We start from the raw sequence: 20,764 nt of genomic DNA on the forward strand, positions 1-20,764 counted from the left end.
CGGGACACGACCGCAAGAAACCTAGAGTAAGAAGCCGTCGTCGGCCGCGGGCGAATTTCGCCAAATCGCCTTGGGGCCGCGGCTCGCAAAATCAGGCGAGCTCGATGAGATCCCGGTATTCGTCGGACCAGTAGTCCTCGGTGCCGTCCGGCAGCAGCACCACCCGTTGCGGGTCGAGGGCCTCGGCGGCGCCGGGGTCGTGCGTCACCAGCACCACCGCCCCCTGGTAACTGCGCAGCGCGTCGAGCACCTGTTCGCGCGACGCCGGATCGAGGTTGTTCGTCGGTTCGTCGAGCAACAAGACGTTGGCGGTCGACGCCACCAAACCGGCCAGCGCGAGCCGCGTTTTCTCACCGCCGGACAGCGTGCCCGCCAATTGGTCGAGCTGCGGACCGCTGAACATGAACGCGCCCAGCAGGCCGCGCAGGTCCTGCTCGCCCGAATCCGGTGCGGCGTGGCGGATGTTGTCCCACACGCTCGCGTCGTTGTCGAGGGTGTCGTGCTCCTGCGCGAAGTAGCCAATCCGCAGGCCGTGCCCGGGCTCGAGCCCTCCGGTGTCGGGGGCCTCGGTGCCGGCCAGCAGCCTCAGCAGTGTGGTCTTGCCGGCGCCGTTGAGCCCCAGCACCACCACCCGCGAGCCGCGGTCGATCGCCAGATCGACGCCGGTGAACACCTCCAGCGACCCGTAGGACTTGCTCAGCCCCTTGGCGACCAGCGGTGTGCGCCCGCACGCGGCCGGCGTCGGGAACTTGATGCGGGCCACCTTGTCGGCGTCGCGCTCCTCGTCGAGCGCGGCCATCATCCGGTCGGCGCGGCGCAACATGTTCTGGGCCGCAACGGCTTTGGTGGCCTTGGCGCCGAGCTTCGCGGCCTGGGTGCGCAGCGCGGCGGCCTTGCGTTCGGCGTTGGCGCGCTCCCGGCGGCGGCGCTGCTCGTCGGTCGCGCGCGCGTCGAGGTATTTCTGCCAGCCCATGTTGTAGACGTCGGCCTCGCCGCGCACGGCATCCAGAAACCACACCCGGTTGACGACGTCGGCGAGCAATTCGACGTTGTGGCTGATGATCACCAGCCCGCCGGTGTGGGCCCGCAGGAAATCGCGCAACCAGCCGATGGAATCCGCATCGAGGTGGTTGGTGGGCTCGTCGAGCAACAGCGTGGTCTCCGAGCCCGACGTTCCCGCTCCGCCCTCGGAGGCGGCGAACAGGATGCGCGCCAATTCCACCCGGCGGCGCTGCCCCCCGGACAGGGTGCGCAGCTGCTGGGTCAGCACCCGTTCCGGCAGGCCGAGACTGGCGCAGATGCGGCTGGCTTCGCTCTCCGCGCCGTAGCCGCCCAGGGCCACGAAACGCTCCTCGAGCTGCCCGTACCGGCGGATCGCGCGGTCGCGGGCGTCGTCGTCGGCGACCTCGGCCATCAACGCCTGCTGCTTTTCCAGGTCGGTGAGCAACACGTCCAACCCGCGGGCCGACAGGACCCGGTCGCGGGCCAGCACGTCGAGGTCGCCCTCTTTGGGATCCTGTGGCAGATAACCGATTTCGCCGATGCGGGTGATCGACCCGGCGTACGGCTCGGTCTCCCCCGCCAGGATGCGCAGGGTGGTGGTCTTGCCGGCGCCGTTGCGGCCGACCAGGCCGATGCGGTCGCCGGGCTGGACCCGCAGGTCGGGGCCGTCGGGCGAGAGCAGGATGCGCGCGCCAGCGCGGACCTCCAGGTCCGTGGCCGTGATCACGATCGCTCTCCCGAGTTGAAAAGACGCCTATTTGTCGTCGGTGAATACCGCTGGTCGTCGTTCTGCGCGTGCGGCAACCGCTTCTTCGAAGTTGGCGGTGAGCAGGCGGACGAAAAGCTGTCCCAAGCCTTCGGCTTGCATGTGCCCTTCCAGGCTACCGGCGTCCAGTCCACTCCACAGCGTGCGCTTGGTCAACTCGACGCCCGGCCGCGAGAACGCCGCGATCCGCGCGGCGATGGCGTAGCAGGTGTCCAGCAACTGCTTGTCGGGCACCTGGCAGGACACCAGCCCGATGCGCTCGGCCTCCTCGGCGGTGATGTCGCGCCCGGTCAGCATGATCTCGAACGCCCGCGACGACCCGATGGCCCGCGGCAGCAGGTAGGACAATCCCAGTTCGCTGGCCGTCAGCCCGTTGTTGATGCCGGCGGCGCGGAAGTAGGCGGTGGTGGAGGCCACGCGGATGTCGGCGGCCAGCGCCAGGCACAGGCCGCCGCCGATGGCGGGGCCGTTGACCGCGGCGATCACCGGCTGGTGCAGCCGGCGCAAACCCAGGATGACCTCGTCGAGAATCTCCATGGAGCGCAGCGCATAGGTGGGGCGGGTCAGCCCCTCGACGTGGGGCACCGAACCAGCGGACTTGTGATCAGCCCCCGAGGAAAAGCCCCGGCCGGCCCCGGTGAGGACGACGACGCGCACCGCGTTGTCGTACCTGACCTTTTCCAGGGCCTCCTTGAGCGGGACCATGACGTCGAACGCCATGGAGTTCATCCGCTCGGGCCGGTTGAGGGTTATCAGCGCGACGCCGGGCCGCGGGTGGTCTACCAGTACCAAACTCACCCATGCAACCTAGCGCGTGGCCGACGCCGGCGCGGCGTCGCGCTTATTCGGCCGGGCCGGCTTCGGCGGCGTCGATGTCGAAGGCCCGGACCTGCTGAACCAGGTCCTCCAGGGCGGCGGGAGGCAGCGCACCCGGCTGGTTGAACAGCAGTTTGCCCTTCTTGAAGGCCATCAGCGTGGGGATGGACCGGATCTGGGCGGCCGCGGCCAGCTGCTGTTCGGCCTCGGTGTCGACCTTGGCGTGCACGATGTCGGGATGTTTCTCCGAGGAGGCCTGGAACGTGGGGCCGAACTGGCGGCATGGACCACACCAGGACGCCCAGAAGTCGACGAGCACAATGTCGTTGCCCTCGATGGTTTCGTTGAACTTCTCAGCGGTGAGATCGAGTGTTGTCACATTTGCCATAACGCCCGGCGCCGACACGGTGTTCCCGCCCCGCCGCGCCCGGCGCTGGTTACGGTTGCGTACGTTTTCCCGCGTCCGACAGACTGGGCCTGACCATCCGCCGCCCCAATGAACCAGTGAGGGAATCGCGTTGGGCCACTACATCGCAAACGTCCGTGATCTCGAGTTCAACCTCTTCGAGGTCCTCGACATCGGCGCCGTCCTGGGCACCGGGGGCTACAGCGAACTCGACGAGGAGACGGTCCGCACGATATTGGCCGAGGCCGCCCGCCTGGCCGAGGGCCCGGTCGCCGAATCCTTCGCCTTCGCCGACCGCAACCCGCCGGAGTTCGACCCGGCCGAGCACACCATCAGCGTGCCCGACGAACTGGCCAAGACGGTGCAGGCGATCAAGGAGGCCGGCTGGTGGCGGTTGATGCTGGCCGAGGAGATCGGCGGCATGGCCGCACCCCCGCCGCTGGCGTGGGGGGTCAACGAGATGATCATCTGCGCCAACCCGTCGGCGAACTTCTTCTGCCTCGGCCCGTTGATGGCCCAGGCCCTGTACATCGAGGGCAACGAGCAGCAGCGGCGCTGGGCCGCCGAGGGCGTCGAGCGCGGCTGGGCGGCCACCATGGTGCTCACCGAACCCGACGCGGGTTCTGACGTCGGCGCCGGACGCGCCAAGGCCTTCGAACAGCCCGACGGCACCTGGCACATCGAGGGCGTCAAGCGCTTCATCTCCGGCGGCGACGTGGGCGACACCGCCGAGAACATCTTCCACCTGGTGCTGGCCCGCCCCGAGGGCGCGGGTCCGGGCACCAAAGGCCTGAGCCTGTTCTATGTGCCCAACTATCTGTTCGACCCGGACACATTCGAACTCGGTTCGCGCAACGGGGTTTTCGTCACCGGCCTGGAACACAAGATGGGCATCAAGTCCTCACCCACGTGCGAATTGACCTTTGGCGCAACCGATGTGCCCGCCGTCGGCTACTTGGTCGGCGACGTGCACCGGGGCATCGCGCAGATGTTCACCGTGATCGAGCACGCGCGCATGACGATCGGCGTCAAGGCCGCCGGCACGCTGTCCACCGGTTATCTGAACGCGCTGGCTTTCGCCAAGGAGCGGGTGCAGGGTGCGGACCTGACGCAGATGTCCGACAAGACCGCGCCGCGGGTCACGATCATTCACCACCCCGACGTGCGCCGCAGCCTGATGACCCAGAAGGCCTACGCCGAGGGCCTGCGGGCGCTCTACATGTACGCCGCCGCACACCAGGACGACGCAGTGGCCCAACGTGTTTCGGGCGCCGATCACGACATGGCGCACCGGATCGACGATCTGCTGCTGCCCATCGTCAAGGGGGTGAGCTCGGAGCGGGCGTATGAGGTGCTGACCGAATCGCTGCAGACGCTGGGCGGTTCGGGCTTTTTGGCCGACTACCCGCTCGAGCAGTACATCCGCGATTCCAAGATCGACTCGCTCTACGAGGGCACCACCGCCATCCAGGCGCTCGACTTCTTCTTCCGCAAGATCGTGCGCGATCGGGGCCAGGCCCTGCAGTTCCTGACGACTCAGATCACCGCGACCATCGACGACTGCGACGAGGCCCTCAAGCCGGTCGCCCAACTCCTGCAGACCGCGTACGACGACGTCACGGCGATGACGGGCGCACTGACCGGGTATCTGATGTCCGCCGCCCAACAGCCCACCGACATCTACAAGGTGGGGCTGGCCTCGGTGCGGTTTCTGCTCGCCGTCGGCGATCTGCTGATCGGCTGGCGATTGCTGGTGCAGGCCGGCGTCGCACACCGCGCGCTGACCGACGGCGCGGCGGGCGATGACGAACCGTTCTATCAGGGCAAGGTCGCGACCGCGACGTTCTTCGCCAAGAACATGTTGCCGAAGCTGACCTCCCTGCGCACGGTCATCGAGGCCATCGACGACGAGATCATGAGGGTGCCCGAAGAGGCCTTCTGACGGTCACAGGTTACGCACAGCTCAAATGGGTAAACCATGACGTTCGCTCTCACCGACGAATGGAGAAACGTTGATGTCTGCCAGCTGTGCCGTGCCCCGGCTCACGCGCTTCGCGGTATTCGCGGTCGCGGGGGCCACCGCCCTGTCCCTGTCCGCCTGCGGCTCGTCGAACAAGTCCAGCTCCACCTCCACCTCGACCTCGACGTCGACGTCCACCGTGACCTCGGCGGCCCCCTCGTCCACCCCGAACGCCGAAGCTAAGGTCAGCGGCCTGATCGCGTCGGTGGCCGGTAACTCCATCCAGGTCACCAAGGAAGACAACGCGACCGCCGCGGTGAACTTCACCTCGACCACCAAGATCACCGAGGCCGTTCCGGCCGGCCTGCCCGACGTGACCCAAGGCAGCTGCCTCAGCGTGAAGCCCACCGAGGGATCGGCGCCCGGGCAGCCGGTGACGGCCGCGAAGGTCAAGATCAGCGAGTCCGTCAACGGCACCTGCCCCAAACCGCACGAGTCCACCCCCGGCGGGGCCAGCAGCACACCGCCCTCCGGCTCGCCGTCGCCGGCCCCCGCCAAGCCGGCCTGGGTGCGGGGTTCGGTGGCGTCGGTGTCGGGCAACACCATCAACCTGACCGGCACGGATGCCAGCGGAAACACCACGCAGACGACGGTCACGGTCGACGACAAGACCAAATACACCAAGCAGACCAGCGCGAACACCGACGCGATCGCGCCGGGCAAGTGCCTGTCCGCGCGCGGAACCACGGACAACGGCGGCGCGCTGCAGGCGACGAGCATCAAGCTACGACAAGCCGTCGACGGCAAATGCGGTAAGCCCAAGCAGCCCGGCCAGGGTGGCTGACCCCGGCTCGAGCCAGCTGAGGTTGCCGTCACCCCCGGCGGGCGTGGTGAAAACCGCGCTCGCCGGGGGTGATTGGCCCCGACGGCGCAACATGCGATGGAGAAGAGTCAGTGCGTGCCGCTTCACTGAAACCCCGGCCGACGCAGATCGCGATCGGCGCGGTGATCGCCTTCATCGCTTTGTGCGTGGCCATGTGCGACTCCCCGCGCGACACGTCGGGCAGCAGCGCGCCCCCCACCGTCACGGCCGTCCCGCCCAGCGCCGCACCGAGCGCGGCGCCGCCGCCGGCGCCGCCACCGCCGCCGGTCGGCAAGGATTACGTCGAGGGCATGGTCCAGTCGGTGTCGGGTGGCACGATCGCGCTGCGGACGCGAACCGGCTCCGCGAGTGTGGATTACACGCCCGAGACGAGGGTCGTCCAGGTCACCCCGGCCAAGCTGGCTGACGTGACCCCCGGCAGCTGCGTCAACGTCCGCGCCACCCCGCAGAGCGCGCCGACCCCCGGGACGGTCACCGCGCAATCGGTGACGGTCACCGCGTCCGCGGACGGCAAGTGCCCGCCGCCGGCCGGGTTCTACGGGACGGTTGCCTCGGTGTCGGGCAACACCATCACCGTCACCGGGCTGGGCCCCGGCGGCCCGGGCGCGCCCGCCACCGTGACCGTCACCGACTCGACCTCATACCAACGGCAGACACCGTCGGACGCCCAGGCGATCACCAACGGTAAATGCCTGGGGGCGAACGGAACTCAAGACGGCGGTGTGCTGCACGCGGCGATGATCAGCTTGGAGACGTGCCCGCCCATGGGCCACCCGCACCACCACCTGCATCTGCCCCACCTGCCGTTCCACCTTTAGCGGTGGAGCGCGAATCGTTGACCCGCAGTCCCTTTCGCGCCTCGAGCTCCTCTTGGGTAACCCATTCGCGCAACGGTCGCCCCGGCACACACAGCAACGTGAGGACGAAGCTACAAGGAATGTCAGCGCGGTTGTTCGCGTCCCGGTAGTGGATCACGTCGCCGCCGGCCCCCCAGAACGCGTCCCCCGCGCGGAGGACGCGGGGCGCTTCACCTTCGATCTCGAACAGCATCTCCCCGTCGATCATGTACCCGAATCCCGGTCCGCCGGGAAGCCGATGTGGCGGGTTTCCGGGGGCGCCGGGTGGATGGTTGATGAGGACGGTCAGCACGTGGGCGTCGGCCGGAATCGACGGCGACCGTACTTCCTGCAGCACGGTGATCGTTGATTTCGGTTCGGAGTCGTTCGCATCCAACAACATTCGCTGCCTCAACTTTGGGGTTACGACGCGCGACGTGCATCGATCCAGTCGGAGTATCGAGTGGTGAAGATGGTTGCGTTGTCGTCGGGCGCGAGGGTCTGATCGTCGATCACCGCACCGAAGTACGGGGCCTCGGCGTCGGTCACGACCCGGCGTCGATCCCCTTTGGCGGCAAGGCCCGCGCGGACAAAGTCGTCCATTTTCATCGCTTCGGGTCCGGCGATCTCCGTCACGCCGTTGCTCGGGGGCTCGACCGCCGCGCGGGCCACGGCGGTGGCGACGTCGTCGGCGGCGATGGGACGGAACAGCGCGGGTGGCAACCTGACAATTTCTCCGTCCGTGGCGGAATCGGCCAAGCCGGCCGCGAATTCGTAGAACGGAGTTGCTCGCACGATCGAATAAGGCACGCCCGAATCCTTGATCAGGTTCTCCTGAGCCGCTTTCGCGGTGTTGTAGCCGCTATCCGGCATGCTCTGCGCACCCACCACGGACAACGCGACATGGTGTTTGACCCCCGCTTCCCGTTCGGCGGCGAGAAGATTCGCGGTCGCGGTGGTGAAGAAGTGCATCACGGGTTCATCGTCGAACACCGGCGAATCGGCGACGTCGACCAGGACGTCCGCACCTGTGACGGCGTCGGCCAGGCCTTCACCGGTGAGTGAATCGACACCCGATCGGCGGGAGGCGACGAGCACGTCGTGTCCTTGCGCGCTGAGTTGGCTCACCACCTTCGAGCCGATAAGCCCACGACCGCCGATGACCACGATCTTCATGCTGGACCTTTCAGGGTTGGTCTTGACCGAACCGGTCTACTTGCTGCCAAATCCGGCGATGGCGACGACCTCGATTTCGACGCGCTGGCCGGGCAGTGCGAGGGCCTCGACGCCCAGTGCGGTCCACAGCGGCTGCCGTTCACCGAGCCGCTTGCGGAACTGATCCACCATCAACGACATGTGTTGACTCCCAATGGAATCGTCGGCGGTGGGGACATGGTAGGAGTGTACGTTCACCACGTCGCCCCAGGTGGCGCCTGCCTCAGCGAGGGTTTTTTCGATGTTGTCGCACGCCGTGTCGATCTCGTCCTCCAGGGAGGTGACCGACAAGGCGAAATTCGCGTCCCAGCCGCCCTGCCCGGAGATTTCGATGCGATCGCCGATGCGCAGAGCTTGGCGGTAGTGGTTGCGGGTGCGGGCAATCTCGCCGTACCCGGGCGTATCGAAGAATTCGGGCTTGGACATGCGGGGGTTCCCTCTCATCAAATGGGCTCACCGGGGAATTTCACGCCGAAACGTTTGCAGAGTTCGGGGACACTGTCGACATCCATCTCCAGCTCGTAGCGTGCACAGAGTTCGTCTAGGCTCTCCGGCGATATCTTGTCCACACCGCCAAGGTCGGTGAGCTCGTCGAAGAACTGCTCAAATCCTGCGGGGGAAATGATCTCGAGGATGCGGGCGGGCTCGTCACCCGCATTCCAGAACGTATGCCATTGGCCTCGCGGCTTGAAGATGAAGTCGGCGGGCCCGCCATAGAGCACTTCATCGCCGAGCAAGGCTCCTACACGCCCCTCGATGATCCAGCTGTACTCATCTTCGTTGTGGTGGCGATGAAGCGGTGCGCCGAGCGCTCGCGGTGACATCGGATGCTCGAGAACGGAGAAGCGCCCTTCCGCATCCAGCGTGTCGAGGATGTGCCGGACACCGATCGTGCCTTGGAACAACGACTTGCCTTCGGTGCGCCCGACAGACCTAGCGGGCGGCCCACCCGGTCTCAAGATGTCAGTTGCCACGGCACTTCTCCTTCCCCTCACAATCCACGCATCGAGGTCCGGCTCGGCCGCCCTCAAGACGGAATCTGCCCGGTCCTTCTCCCAGTGAAACTGCAACCAGGCGGGGTGAGCTGTCATCACCCCCACCACCACTTCACCCGGGTGAGTGGCGCGCCGCAGTGGACCCGAGCGTGGATGGATGAGCCTGCGCTCCGGCGGAATCATTTGTGGCCGAAGCGTCATCGACTCCATCTGCATCGCTCGCGAACCGTGGCCGGACCACACGCCGATCACGTTGTGCTCAGCGATGATTCGCGCATCGACACCCGCACGATCGCCTAAGTGACCGGGGTGACCGGCGCCCCGCTGATCCAAGATCTGCGGCCGCCGACCGAGAAGGGCCGGATCACGGTGCAGCCCGATCAGGGCCTGTCCGGAGCGGGCCGCGACACCGGGCGGAGCAATCCCTGATATTGGTCGGCAACCAGGTCCCGATATTCGGGATGGCGCAGGATGTAGTCGGCCGTGATCTTGCACCGCGGAATGACCGTGTGTCCGGCCCCTCGGATCAGAGTGAGCACACCACTGATCATTGCCGAGGAGACACCCCGATCACGCCATGGCGCATCGACTTCGGTGGCCATCAACACGATGTGCGCGCGGTAGCGGCGGTAGGGCTGCCGACCGATCACCTGGCCGTCGACAGCGGCCTCGAACCGATTGTCTTGGGCGTTGTCGGTGACGATTGTCTGTAGTCCATCGTGGGCACTGCGTTCGATACTGCCCATCGACGTTGCAGATTCGCTCACGATCAGCTATCCCTTCCATGTCATCACAACTGGCACCCCGCGCAGCCCTGCGCCAGGGCGCCGAAAGCTACACCGCATCAGGGTTTTCCACCACTACCGCCACCCCCTGGCCTGAGCCGATGCACACCCCGATCACGCCATAGCGTGCGCCACGTTGCCGTAGCTCAATGGACAAAGTTCGGTCTGCGGCCCGAAGCGACTGACTAACACCGGATGGGCTTTTCGGCAGTGCACGTTCGATCAGTTGCGGCCGGCCATGACGCCGCCGTCGACGTTGAGGATTGCGCCGGTGACCCAACTGGCCTCATCCGACAGCAGATACGTCACGGCGTTGGCGACGTCGGCGGCGGTGCCGACCCGTCCCAAGGGATGAAACGGCGCGAACGTCTCTAGCGTGGCATCGATCTCGTCCTTCGGGACCCATCGCTCGAGGGCAGGGGTCTTCACCGCGGCCGGTGCCACCGCGTTGACGCGGATCTTGTGCCCGGCAAGCTCGATGGCCAAGTTGTGGGTGAGCGCATGCAGCCCGGCCTTTTGCATGGAATGCCCCGCCGATGGGGTCCGGCCGACGGCCTGATGCGCCCACATGCTGCCGATGTTGACGATGGCCCCGCCCTCGCCCTTGGCGACCATGCCCGCAACGACGGTCTGGGTCAGGAAGAACAGGGCGTAGTTGAGCTCCATGTAGGAGTCGTAGAACTGCGCGTCGTACTCGAGAAACGGCCTGGGGATGAAGAATCCGGCCGCGTTGACCAGCAGGGTCGCATCGCTGTGCTGTTCGGCAAGCGCGCGCTGCACATCGGCAATCGCGGCGCGGTCGGTCAGTTCGGCGGCGATGCCCCAGGCGTGGCCACGCCGGTTCGTCAGCTCAGCGACGGTGTCATCGACACGGTCTTTCGAACGTCCGATGATCACCGCGCTGCCGCCATGGTCGACGACATCGAGAGCGACCTGCCGGCCCATGCCCGCACTGCCCCCGACAACGATGACCTTCTTGCCGTCAAAATGCATGTTCGGGTCCCTTCCCGGTTCTCCTGACGAGCCCCCAACCGGGGTAGCAATCCCGTCCGATCTGTAGTGAGACTGCGGCCAGGCGGGGTGAGCTGTCATCGCCCCGGCTCCGTATTCACCCGGGTGAGTGAATTGACTTTGCGGTGAGAATCGACGACGACGGCTGGGTTTTCAGGAGATAGTTAATTTGCAAGCGCAACGAAATTATTTTGAAATGGCCGCCACCTGTTTTGCGGAACGGAAATTGTCCGCTCGCGATAAGAAACCTGCACCGATTCAGGGCCGCCGCGCGTATCCTGACCAGTATGGTCAAGACCAAGACCTGCGTGCATTGCGGCCACACGTTCGACCCGGATGCCCGGCGGCGTGACCTATCCGATCCGGACTGGCTCCCGGCCGCATCGGTCTATTGTTCGCACGAATGCAGTGACCGCTACCATTGCGAGATCGTGCATTGCTGTTCGACCCACGTAAAAGAGAAGGCTCAGCGCGAAGCCGCCATGGCGGCGCATCGCGAAACGTAGACCGATTGCCCCTCCCGCTGCTACGTCCGTGAATCGGACGGCACTCCGCGCTGCGGGTGGTACAGCAGTGCACGAACCAGCGGGCGGGGTCCGACCGACCGAAGCATCTGGCTGGCCGGGCGGACCCGTACCCGCTTCGGCCACCAGAACCAGCGTCCCATCACCGTCATGATCGACGGCGTGATGAGCGATCGGACGACGAAGGTGTCGAACAACAGGCCGATGCCGATCGTCGTGCCGAATTGGCCGATCGCCCGGAGATCGCTGGTGATCATCGTGCCCATGGTGACGGCGAACACCACGCCGGCGGCCGTCACCACCGGCCCGGTCACGCCCATGCCGCGGATGAGTCCCGTTTTCAGGCCGGCCCCGATCTCCTCCTCGATTCGGGATACCAGCATCAGGTTGTAGTCAGAGCCCACCGCCAAGAGCACGATCAACGCGAATTCAGTTGCCACCCAGTGCAACTGGAAATTGCCGAGGTGCTGCCAGATCAGTGTCGAGAACCCGAAGGCGGCCCCTAGCGACATCACGATGGTGCCGACGATGACGCCCGCCGCGACCAACGCGCGGGTCACGATCACCATGATGATGAAGATGAGCACGATCGAGGCCACCCCGGCGATCATCAGGTCGTACTTGGCGCCGTTCGCGATGTCGTAAAACGTTGCGGCCGTGCCGCCGAGGTAGATGTCGGCGTTCTCCAGCGAAGTGAGTTTCAGCGCCTCTTTGGCCGCCTGGCGCTCCTGATCGACGGACGCGATTCCCTTCGACGTCGCCGGGTCCACGGTGTGGGTGATGATGAAGCGCGCGGCCTTGCCGTCCGGCGACACCATCAGGCTCAACCCCAACTGGAAGTCCGAGTTCTGGAAGATTTCGGGCGGCAGGTAGAACAGGCTCTCCACCTGGGCGTCGTTGAAGGACTTGCCCATCACGGCGTTCGTGTCGGTCAGCCGGTCGAACTGATCGATCAGGCTGTCGAACGAGCTGTAGATCGTCAGCGTCGTATCCCGGATCGACTTCGAGACGGCGATGTTCTCGGGGATGATCGCCAGCAGTTCGCGCGTGGCCTTGGCCGTGTTGGTGAGGTCGCTGGTGAGGGCGTGGAACTTTTCGGCCAGCTGATCGAACCCGTCCAGCGCGTCGAAGAGCGACCGTAGCGACCAGCAGATCGGAATGTCGTAACAGTGCTTCTCCCAGTAGAAGTAGCTGCGAATCGGTCTCCAGAAGTCGTCGAAATCCGCGATGTGGTCCCGGATTTCGTCCGTGATGGCCGCCGTCTCACCCGTGGTTTTCGAGCTGTCGTCCGCGGCGTTCGCGAGCTTCTGGGTGACCGCGTACTGACGCTCCAACAGCGCGATCTGGGTGTCGAGGAAACCGGTGATCTTCTTGATGTCGGCGACGCGATCCTTCAGGTAGTTCAGGTTGCTGCGGATCGGCGCGCTTTGCACACTGAGCTGGAACGGAATGGATCCGTCTTGAATCGGCGGGCCGAGCGGCCTGGTGATGCTCTGCACCCGTTCGATGCCCGGCACCCGGAAGATGGCGCCGGCGATCTTGTCCAGGACCAGCATGTCCCTGGGATTGCGCAGATCGTGGTCGGATTCGATCATCAGAAGGTCCGGGTTCAACCGGGCCTGGGTGAAGTGTTGATCGGCCGCGGTGTACGCCTGCACCGACGAAGCGCTCGGCGGCAGGTAGTACAGGTCGTTGTAGCGAGGAGTGAAGCCCATCAAGCCAATTGCGCCGACGATCGCCAGGATGACGGAGGTAGCGAGGATGGGCGCCGGCCACCGCACGATGGCCGTCGCCAAACGGCGCCACCGCGTGTAGTTGAACTCGCGCTTCGGGTCGAATAGGCCGAAACCGCTTGCGAAGGCGATCAGCGCGGGCGTCAGCGTCACCCCGGCGGCCACCACCACCAGCAGACCGACCGCACAGGGAAACGCCAGCGAACTGAAGTACGGCAGCCGGGTGAATTTCAGACAGGCCAGCGCCCCGACAATCGTCAAACCCGAGCCCAGCACCACCTTGGTGACACCGGCGAACGTGTCGTAATAGGCGGCTTCGCGATCCAGCCCCCGTTCGCGGCCCTCCTGGTAGCGGCCGACCATGAATATGGCGTAGTCGGTGCCGGCGGCGATGGCCAATGCCGTCAACAAGTTGACAGCGAAGGTCGACAGCCCCATGATGCCGGTTTCGCCCAGCAGCGCAACGACGCCGCGACCGGTGGCCAGTCCGACGAACAGGATGACCATCGTCAGCAACACCGTGCCGATGGATCGATAGACGAACATCAGCATGATCGCGATGATGATGATGGTGATGATCGTCATCTTGGCCAGGCTCGCGTCGCCGACGACGATCGTGTCGGCGGTCAGGGCTCCCTGACCGGCGACGTACGCCTTCACCCCGGCCGGCGGTTTCGAGTCCGCGACGATTTTGCGAACCGCGGCAACCGATTTGTCGCCGACGGCCCCGCCTTGGTCACCCCGCAGGTTGACCTGAACATAGGCGGCCTTGTGGTCGTAGCTCTCGACACCGGAAGACGTGAATCGCTGTCCCCAGAAATTCAGCGCATGCTCGACGTGTTCGTGGTCCTGCTGCAGCTTCTTGACCAGATCGTCGTAAAACCGGTGAGCATCCTCGCCGAGGGGTTTGTCACCGACCAGGGTTACCAGGACGAGGTTGTCGGAGTCGTACTCCTTGAATTTCTCCCCGATATGCTTCATCCCGGTCACCGAAGGCGCGTCCGATGGCGAGAGCGGCACCGAGACTTCCTCGGCAACCTTTTCCAGCTGTGGGACGAAGACGTTGACGCCGATCGCGATCAGCAGCCAGACCACGATGATCGGCAGCGCCAGGACGCGGAGGGTGCGGGCGATCCGCGGTTTCCGCTCAACCTCGGTGCGCTGCACGACGGGGATTTCGGCCGTGTCGTCAGCGTCGCTGCTATCGCTGCTCACGCGGACTTGTCCAAGCAGGAAACCTGCGCGTTGCGGTTGGTGGCCTGTTGTTGATCGACCAACTTGCCGTCGACGGTGATGCGGCAGCCAATGAAGGGACTGTCACCTTGGGCGACGACGTAGGCGAAGATGCCGGGCATCTCGGCGACGATCGTCTTCGACCACGGCAAGGTGGTGAAGTTGGCCTTCTGCGGCAGTGACTCCGCATCCATCCAGTTGACGACGCCGGTCGTCCCGGGCGGTCCCAGGATTTCGTAGATGGCGGTCTTGGCCGCATACGGCGGGGTCGCATCCCGGGGATCGGGCTTGGGCAGCCCGGGTCCTGGGAAAACGCCGTTGAGTCGGATCACCGCGACGCCGCCGATGACCAGCGCCACGGCCACGACCAGCGGAACCCATGCCCGCTTGAGAAGCGTCAACACCGTGCCCCCCGATCAGGAATGCTCGACGGGCTGATATTAAGACATCTCTTCGCGTGCGCCACGGCTAGCCGAACGCCATCGCGGTCGAGTTGATTCCCGGGGTCGCTGCCGTGTTCAGATCGCTACGGCTTCTATGACGGCGAACTGCCCGGCCTGGCCGACGGTCGTGCGGCGAAGTCCGGTGGAGGCGAAGAGCGCGTCGAACTCGGCGATCTCACGTTCCCTACCACCATTCATGACCAACATGTTCATGTCCATCATTGCCGGCAGCCCAGGAAGCCCGAATTTTCCGACGAGATAGTCGATAACGACGAGCCGCCCACCCTCTTGGAGGGCGGCACGGCAGTTTCTCAAGATCCGTATGCAGTTCCGGTCGTCCCAGTCGTGCAGGATGTATTTGAGCACATAAAGATCCGAGGGCGGTACAGACTCGAAAAAGTCGCCTCCCACCGCGGTAAGTCGTTCCTGCAGACCCTCTTTGCGAGCCGCGGTCGCGGCGTCGGGCACGATGTGCGGCAAGTCGAAGACGCCACCGCGCAGGTGGGGGTTGGCCCGCATCATCGCCCGAAGCACCTCGCCGTTTGCTCCCCCGACGTCGAGCGCGTATTTGACGCCTCGGGTATCGACCACCTTTGCGATCTCGATCGCAGCGGCCGCACTGAGATTCGACATCGCTTCGGTGAAATGACTCGCCTCGTCGGGATGCGCGGCCAAATAGTCGAAGATCGTGCCGGGTGTGCCGTGTGCAGCCTCCATCTGGCCGGTGCCGCTGCGAACAGCATCCGGGAAACGGCCCCAGGTCAGCCAATGACCAGGGGCCGCTTGGGCAAGGACCATGCCACGCAACGAGTTCGGGTCGTCTCGCAGCAGCGTGCTGAGCAAGGACGTCCCACTGAGCCGCACACCATCGGTCGACGTGACAAGACCCAGCGACGCGCAGGCACGGATCAGCCTCCGAGTGGCGTCCGGATCGATGCATTCCTCCGCCGCGATCGCTTCAGCCGTGTCGGTACCCGCGGCGAGATGATCCGCCACGTTGAAAGTCGCTGCCGCACAGATGATCTGGGTGACCCAGAAACCGGTCAGCAGGGTCATCATGCGCTCGTGGTCGTCGGCCCCTGACGGTACGGGTAGTGCTGTCATGTCTCCTCCATCGCGGCAGACGGACTCGAGGCCACGGCGGGTTGTACACCGGGCCGATCCCGGCACAACGCCGCGATGTCGCATGGGACTGGTCGGCACCCGGCAGGCGAATTGGATATCAACAGGGCGGCGCACAACGCGCCCAGACCGAACAGTGCGGCGCTTACCTCCAACACGTGGGCGAATCCGTCCGCGCTCGCCGTGCCGACGGTGATCAGGCCCATGGACCCGATCGACATCAGCGCGGCCAGCCGCGAGACGGCGTTGTTGATCGCCGACGCCAGGCCGCTGTGTTGGGTGGGCACCGAGGCCAGTGTCACCGACGTCAGCGGTGTGACCGTCGCGACCAGTCCTAAGGCTAGGACAGTCATCCCCGGGACGAGGTCGGTAACCGCATGGAATCCAGCAGGTTTCGGGCGGATCAGCAGCAGCCCGATCCCAGCCAAGGCGGGCCCCCCGATCAGGAACGCGCGTGGCCCCACCCGCGCGGCGATGCGACCGACATGGCGGGCGAACACGAACGACAGCGCCGGAATCGGCAGGGTGGCCAGTCCGGCCGCGGTGGCGGAGTACCGGCCGACTTCCTGGGTGTAGAGGGCGACGGCCAGCGATCCCAGCGTCAATGCGCCGTAGACGAAGGCGGTGACGAGGTTGGCGGCCGCGAAGTTGCGAAAGGTGAACAGCGGCAACGGAAGCATCGGGCACCTGCTGCGGCGTTGCCAGCTCACGAAGCCGGCCAGGGCGGCGACCCCGACCACCAATGGTGCGAGGACCGCCGGGTCGGTCCAGCCATCGCGTTGGGATTCGATCAACGCATATACGGTCGCGCCAAGCCCCACCGCCGACAGGCCAACCCCCGCGGTATCGACACGGGCGCCTTTGACCCGCCCCGACACTGGGCACAGCCAGAACGTCAGCGCATAGCCGACCGCCATGGGGATCGCGGACAATACGAAAATCCAACGCCAGCCGAGAAAGTCGACGCACAGTCCGCCCAGCAGGGGGCCCGCAGCGAAGGCGGTTCCCGTCCACCCGGTCCAGACGCCGATCGCCGCGGACCGCTGCGCCTTGTCGAAGACCGTGTTGATCAGCGCCAGCGAGCCCGGCACCAGGAACGCGGCGCCCAGGCCTTGGACGAGGCGCGCGGCGATCAGCATCGCCGGCGAGGTGGCGGCCGCCGCCAGGACCGAGCCCGCGCCGAAAGCCAGCAGCCCGAAGCGCATCACCGGAACGCGCCCGAACAGGTCCGAGACGGAGCCGCCGGGCAACATCGCTGCCACCATCGCCAACAGGTAGCCGTCGACGATCCATTGCTGCAGCACCAGGCCACCCCCGAGGTCGTGTTCGGTGGCCGGCAAGGCCAGGTTGATCACGGTGGAGTCGAGGAACGCGACCATCGACACCATCACCGCGACCACCATCGCGCGACTTGTCGGTGCCGCATCGCGCAACGTCACTGCGGAGTCCGTTCGGCACGTGATCGCGACCGGACGCCAAACCCGTTGCGGCTCACCATCGGTCGAAATGCAGCACGTCATCCAGTGGAACCCGTCGGGCACGGCGGAAGGTAGTGCCGGTGTAGTAGGCGGTGGGGATGGTCGTGGCGTGGTACACGTTGTCGGGCAGGCCGAGGATGGCCCGCATCTCGTCGTCGGCCATGATGGTCACTCCGGTCCACGTGGTTCCCAGGCCCCGAGAGCGCGCCGCGAGCATGTAGCTCCAGGTGGCGGGCATGATCGAACTCCAATACTGGTTGGCGTTTTCGGCCGTCAGCGTGCCGTCACCGTCGATCACCTCGACGCACGGGATCATCAAGACGGGGACTTCGCCGAAATGCTCGGCGAGGTACGCCGCGCTGTCGGACACTTTGCGTTGCTCGCGATTGCGTGCGGGGTCCTCCTTGAACCGATCGGCGACCGCGAACGGCGACGCCGCGATCAGGTTCCAGGTGCGGCGGTATACATCGGCGATCGCACGGCGCTGTTCGGCGTCGGTGACCACGATGAAGCTCCAGTTCTGCACGTTGGCCGATGTCGGTGCCTGCACCGCAATCTCGAGGCATTCCCGGATCAGGCCGAGGGGAACGGGTCTGGTCAGATCGAGTCGTCTGCGCACCGATCGGGTCGTGGTCAGCAGTTCGTCGGTGGACAAGTAATCGCTCATGCCGGCAGGATCGCGATGACTTCGACTTCCACGCGGATGTCCGGCCATACCAGTCCGTCGATGATGCTGAACATGCCGCCGGGTCGGTGGCGGATGAACTCTTTACTCACGGCCAGGTAGGCGGCCGCGTTGTCGCGATTGGTGATCCACTGGCGCATGTAGACAATGTCGGTGAGCGTGGCGCCGGCCTTGCCGAGCGCGTTTTCGACATTGGTCCAGCACTGGCGCGCCTCCTCGGTGAAATCCTCGGGCAGCGTGCCGTCTTCGCGCACGCCGGGTGTTCCGGAGACGAAGATCTGTGTGCCGCCGCCGGATACGGCGACGGCGTCGGCGTAGTGCCCGATGTGATCGGCCACTCCGGTGCGTATCGGGGTAATGGTGGTCATCTGCAGGCTCCTTCGGTGGTGGGGCTTTTCGCTAACTTCCTGAGGTTTCTTTCGTGATCACTACTCCGCCGGCCTCGTGGCCCGCGACCACGTGCGCGAGGGCGGCGGCGGCCTGATCCAGGCCGCAGGAACGCGGGGTCGGCATGCTCAATCGACGGGAGGCGAGTAGCGCGGCGAGGCGGCCGAGTTGAGCCGCGTCGGAACGGACGTAAACCGACGTCACGTCGATCCCGCAGGTGGGCGCGGGCGGGTCGGGGGTGATGGTGGCCAGTCGGCCGCCGTCGGCAAGCGCGGTCATCGCCGCGGCGGCACCCCCGGGGGCCGCGTTGGCGACGGCGTCGATAGAGCCCCTCGCCAACGCCCTTGCGTGTTGCGGCCACAGCGGATCGCGGTAGTCGATGACTTCGCGGGCCCCATGCCCGCGGACCCGGACGGCGCTGCGCGGGCCGGCCGTGGCGAGGACGTCGACTCCGCGCAGGGCGGCCAGCTGGACAATGAGCCCTCCGGTGATCCCACCCGCGCCATGAACGAGCAACGTCTCTCCCCCGCGAAGGGCCAACGCCTCGCCGACCACCTGCTCGGCGGTCAACGCCGGCACCGGAAAGATCGCCGCGGTCTCCCAAGGGATCTCGGGTGGTTTGCGCGCGAGCGATCCGACGGGTGCGATCAGAAGCGGCGCCCACGCGCCTTGGTCGCGCAGCGGCAGAGGGTGACACAGCACCTCATCGCCGACACCGAATCCGCCCGGGCTGTTGCCGACGGCTTTGATGACCCCGGCGGCCTCGACGCCGAGCGCCAGCGGCGGCCCCGTGCCAACGTCCCAACCCCCGTAGCGAACGATGTTGTCCCAGTTGCCGACCCCGGCGCCGCGAACGTCGATGAGGACCTCGTCGGCCGCCAAGGGTCGCGGGGCGTCCACGTCGAACGTCTCCACGTTTCCGCCGAGCGTGCGGATCCCCGCCACAAGCATGGTCACGGCGAGACGGGCGGCCGGTCGTAGGTCATCGTGGTTCCTTCCAACGCTCAAGCGCTCTTCTGTGCTTTCTGCGTCTCGTTTTTCAGTAGCCGGGCGAGTTCGGACTCTTCGGCCAGTAGCGGATCCCAGACCTGGTTGACCGTCGGATGCGGCGCGACCGCATGGCGTAGGAGGCTGACCGGGAGCTTCGCGACGATGGCCAGGGTGGCCGCTTGAACCAATTCCGAGAACTGCGGGCCGACGAAGGTCGCCCCGAGCAATGTGTCGGTCTCGTCGTTGATGACCAGTTTCGCCCATCCTTGGAAGTCATCCCGGTATAGGGCGAGGAATGACACTGCGCCGGGGTAACGGGCGGTCCGCGTCCGCACCGCGAATCCTTCTGCTCGGGCCTGACTTTCGGTTCGCCCCGCCCACGCCACTTGAGGGTCAGTGTGGATAACCTGCGCCAGGTTGCCGGCATCGTGGGCGGTCAACTCGTTCTCGGACAGTTCCCGTCCCGCGGCCCGGGCCGCGATGATGTCGGCCACGACGCGGCCGTGGTAGGTGGAGATATGAGACAGCCGGGCACGCCCGGTGGTATCTCCCAGGGCGTAGAGCCAGTCGCCGGTGACGCCGACCGCTTGCAGATGGTCGTTCACAGAAACGATCTCGCCGCGCGGCAGGCCAAGGGTTTCCAGTCCGATGTTGTCGGTGTTGGTGCGCCGTCCGGCGGCCAGGACGATCTCGTCCACCTCGACGGTCTGGCGGTGGAACGTTGCGGCGACGGGCCCGCCCGCCACGGGGCGAGCGACCGACGACAACTCTGTCTCGAAGTGAATCGTGACGCCTTGGCTGCGCAGTGATTGCGCGACCAACTCGCGGGCTTCGGGTTCGCAGTTGGGAAGCAGGGTGTCACCACGCACCAGAAGTGTTACCGCGGAGCCCAATCCGGTGAGGATGGTCGCGAACTCGACACCCACCGGACCGCCGCCCACCACCAGCGCACGCGGTGGCACCTGTGTCATGGTCGTCAGGTCCCGATTGGTCCACGGGCGTGCTTGCGTCAACCCGGGTACCTCCGGCACATTGGGACGAGTGCCGGTGGCCACGACGACCGCGTGGCGTGCCGTCAGGACGACTTCGGTGGTGTCGTCCGGGGCGTAGGCCACGCGCACTGTTCGTTGTCCGCTCAGCCGGCCGAAGCCGTGAAACACCGCGACCCCGGCTTGCCGTAGCGATGCTCTTCGGTCGTCGTCCGAGAGGTGCTCGATGATCGCGTCGCGTTTCGCGAAGACGGCGGCAACGTCGAGCTTTTGGTCCGAAATAGCTTCTCGCACACCTGGAACCGACCTCGCGAGATTGAACACCTCGATCGGGCGCAGCAGTGTTTTGCTGGGGTTGCAGCCCCAATAATGGCACTCCCCGCCGACCAGACGATCGTCGACGAGCGCTACCGACAGGCCCACGGATGCGAGCTTGCGCACGGCGGCTACACCGGCCACCCCGCCGCCTATGACGATCACGTCGAAGTCCTTGCTCGCTTTCATC

The 20,764-nt window shown here is 65.9% G+C and carries 21 protein-coding genes and 2 pseudogenes; 5 read left to right on the plus strand and 18 right to left on the minus strand.

Annotated features, from left to right (window positions below; all coding sequences use genetic code 11):
- Positions 1 to 91: 91 nt before the first annotated feature.
- From K883_RS23745 to trxA, 3 genes are read right to left on the minus strand one after another with little or no spacing between them, the layout of a single operon-like run.
- Entirely contained in the window at positions 92 to 1,729 is a 1,638-nt protein-coding gene (locus K883_RS23745) for an ABC-F family ATP-binding cassette domain-containing protein (protein ID WP_020822899.1), read from the minus strand.
- A gap of 27 nt (positions 1,730 to 1,756) precedes the next feature.
- On the minus strand, positions 1,757 to 2,566 hold the full coding sequence (locus K883_RS23750; RefSeq protein WP_008257990.1) for an enoyl-CoA hydratase: 810 nt from the start codon (positions 2,564 to 2,566) through the stop codon (positions 1,757 to 1,759).
- Positions 2,567 to 2,609: 43 nt separating this feature from the next.
- Positions 2,610 to 2,963, minus strand: coding sequence for a thioredoxin (trxA, locus tag K883_RS23755; RefSeq protein WP_014382817.1), 354 nt, complete (start codon positions 2,961 to 2,963; stop codon positions 2,610 to 2,612).
- Positions 2,964 to 3,102: 139 nt separating this feature from the next.
- Between trxA and K883_RS23760 the strand changes: the two genes are divergently transcribed.
- From K883_RS23760 to K883_RS23775, 3 genes are all read left to right on the plus strand, one after another.
- Positions 3,103 to 4,932 (plus strand): acyl-CoA dehydrogenase, encoded by a 1,830-nt coding sequence (locus K883_RS23760; protein WP_020822901.1) that lies wholly within the window; start codon positions 3,103 to 3,105, stop codon positions 4,930 to 4,932.
- A 73-nt stretch (positions 4,933 to 5,005) separates the two neighbouring features.
- On the plus strand, positions 5,006 to 5,794 hold the full coding sequence (locus tag K883_RS23770; protein WP_179945127.1) for a DUF5666 domain-containing protein: 789 nt from the start codon (positions 5,006 to 5,008) through the stop codon (positions 5,792 to 5,794).
- 125 nt (positions 5,795 to 5,919) lie between these two features.
- Entirely contained in the window at positions 5,920 to 6,651 is a 732-nt protein-coding gene (locus K883_RS23775; protein WP_036456180.1) for a DUF5666 domain-containing protein, read from the plus strand.
- Between the two features lie 16 nt (positions 6,652 to 6,667).
- On the opposite strand, the pseudogene K883_RS28440 reads toward K883_RS23775, so the two are convergent.
- From K883_RS28440 to K883_RS23790, 4 genes and pseudogenes are all read right to left on the minus strand, one after another.
- Positions 6,668 to 7,072 (minus strand): annotated as a pseudogene (locus K883_RS28440) (cupin domain-containing protein); the annotation flags it as partial.
- Between the two features lie 20 nt (positions 7,073 to 7,092).
- A complete protein-coding gene (locus K883_RS23780) occupies positions 7,093 to 7,845 on the minus strand; it encodes an SDR family oxidoreductase (RefSeq protein WP_020822904.1) in 753 nt (250 codons plus the stop codon).
- Positions 7,846 to 7,881: 36 nt separating this feature from the next.
- Positions 7,882 to 8,310 (minus strand): Rid family hydrolase, encoded by a 429-nt coding sequence (locus K883_RS23785; protein WP_020822905.1) that lies wholly within the window; start codon positions 8,308 to 8,310, stop codon positions 7,882 to 7,884.
- 17 nt (positions 8,311 to 8,327) lie between these two features.
- Positions 8,328 to 8,858, minus strand: a complete 531-nt coding sequence (locus K883_RS23790; protein WP_225336669.1) for a cupin domain-containing protein — start codon at positions 8,856 to 8,858, stop codon at positions 8,328 to 8,330.
- A gap of 246 nt (positions 8,859 to 9,104) precedes the next feature.
- On the opposite strand from K883_RS23790, the pseudogene K883_RS27705 reads away from it, so the two are divergent.
- A pseudogene (locus K883_RS27705) lies at positions 9,105 to 9,275 on the plus strand (NAD(P)/FAD-dependent oxidoreductase); the annotation flags it as partial.
- Here the strand turns inward: K883_RS27705 and K883_RS23795 are convergent.
- The 3 genes from K883_RS23795 to K883_RS23800 all read right to left on the minus strand — a co-directional run bounded on the left by K883_RS23795 (position 9,260) and on the right by K883_RS23800 (position 10,657).
- The gene (locus K883_RS23795; RefSeq protein ID WP_036456031.1) at positions 9,260 to 9,646 is read right to left on the minus strand and encodes a GNAT family N-acetyltransferase; all 387 of its coding nucleotides are present in this window, start codon (positions 9,644 to 9,646) and stop codon (positions 9,260 to 9,262) included. The pseudogene K883_RS27705 and the gene K883_RS23795 sit on opposite strands and share 16 nt — an antisense overlap.
- Positions 9,647 to 9,713: 67 nt before the next feature.
- Positions 9,714 to 9,944 carry a hypothetical protein gene (locus K883_RS28655; RefSeq protein WP_226057882.1) on the minus strand — a complete coding sequence of 77 codons (231 nt, stop codon included), beginning with the start codon at positions 9,942 to 9,944 and terminating at the stop codon, positions 9,714 to 9,716.
- Positions 9,887 to 10,657: an SDR family NAD(P)-dependent oxidoreductase gene (locus K883_RS23800; protein WP_020822909.1), complete on the minus strand. Its 771-nt coding sequence runs from the start codon at positions 10,655 to 10,657 to the stop codon at positions 9,887 to 9,889. The genes K883_RS28655 and K883_RS23800 overlap by 58 nt, the downstream gene beginning before the upstream one ends.
- Positions 10,658 to 10,962: 305 nt before the next feature.
- Between K883_RS23800 and K883_RS23805 the strand changes: the two genes are divergently transcribed.
- Positions 10,963 to 11,181, plus strand: a complete 219-nt coding sequence (locus K883_RS23805; RefSeq protein ID WP_008258009.1) for a hypothetical protein — start codon at positions 10,963 to 10,965, stop codon at positions 11,179 to 11,181.
- A gap of 20 nt (positions 11,182 to 11,201) precedes the next feature.
- On the opposite strand, the gene K883_RS23810 is transcribed toward K883_RS23805, so the two are convergent.
- The 8 genes from K883_RS23810 to K883_RS23845 all read right to left on the minus strand — a co-directional run bounded on the left by K883_RS23810 (position 11,202) and on the right by K883_RS23845 (position 20,763).
- Entirely contained in the window at positions 11,202 to 14,147 is a 2,946-nt protein-coding gene (locus K883_RS23810; protein WP_020822910.1) for an MMPL/RND family transporter, read from the minus strand.
- Positions 14,144 to 14,566, minus strand: coding sequence for an MmpS family transport accessory protein (locus tag K883_RS23815; RefSeq protein WP_170320597.1), 423 nt, complete (start codon positions 14,564 to 14,566; stop codon positions 14,144 to 14,146). The genes K883_RS23810 and K883_RS23815 overlap by 4 nt, the downstream gene beginning before the upstream one ends.
- Positions 14,567 to 14,683: 117 nt before the next feature.
- A complete protein-coding gene (locus tag K883_RS23820; protein ID WP_036456033.1) occupies positions 14,684 to 15,712 on the minus strand; it encodes a methyltransferase in 1,029 nt (342 codons plus the stop codon).
- Entirely contained in the window at positions 15,709 to 17,133 is a 1,425-nt protein-coding gene (locus K883_RS23825) for an MFS transporter (RefSeq protein ID WP_051197742.1), read from the minus strand. Before K883_RS23825 ends, K883_RS23820 begins: the two co-directional genes overlap by 4 nt.
- Before the next feature lie 88 nt (positions 17,134 to 17,221).
- On the minus strand, positions 17,222 to 17,875 hold the full coding sequence (locus K883_RS23830) for a nitroreductase family protein (protein WP_020822913.1): 654 nt from the start codon (positions 17,873 to 17,875) through the stop codon (positions 17,222 to 17,224).
- Positions 17,872 to 18,261 (minus strand): Rid family hydrolase, encoded by a 390-nt coding sequence (locus tag K883_RS23835; protein WP_008258020.1) that lies wholly within the window; start codon positions 18,259 to 18,261, stop codon positions 17,872 to 17,874. Before K883_RS23835 ends, K883_RS23830 begins: the two co-directional genes overlap by 4 nt.
- Positions 18,262 to 18,292: 31 nt before the next feature.
- On the minus strand, positions 18,293 to 19,231 hold the full coding sequence (locus tag K883_RS23840; protein ID WP_231504896.1) for an NADP-dependent oxidoreductase: 939 nt from the start codon (positions 19,229 to 19,231) through the stop codon (positions 18,293 to 18,295).
- 53 nt (positions 19,232 to 19,284) lie between these two features.
- The gene (locus K883_RS23845; RefSeq protein WP_036456183.1) at positions 19,285 to 20,763 is read right to left on the minus strand and encodes a dihydrolipoyl dehydrogenase family protein; all 1,479 of its coding nucleotides are present in this window, start codon (positions 20,761 to 20,763) and stop codon (positions 19,285 to 19,287) included.
- Position 20,764: the final 1 nt, after the last annotated feature.

The sequence above is a fragment of the Mycobacterium sp. TKK-01-0059 genome (assembly GCF_000709305.1).
GTDB lineage: Bacteria > Actinomycetota > Actinomycetes > Mycobacteriales > Mycobacteriaceae > Mycobacterium > Mycobacterium intracellulare.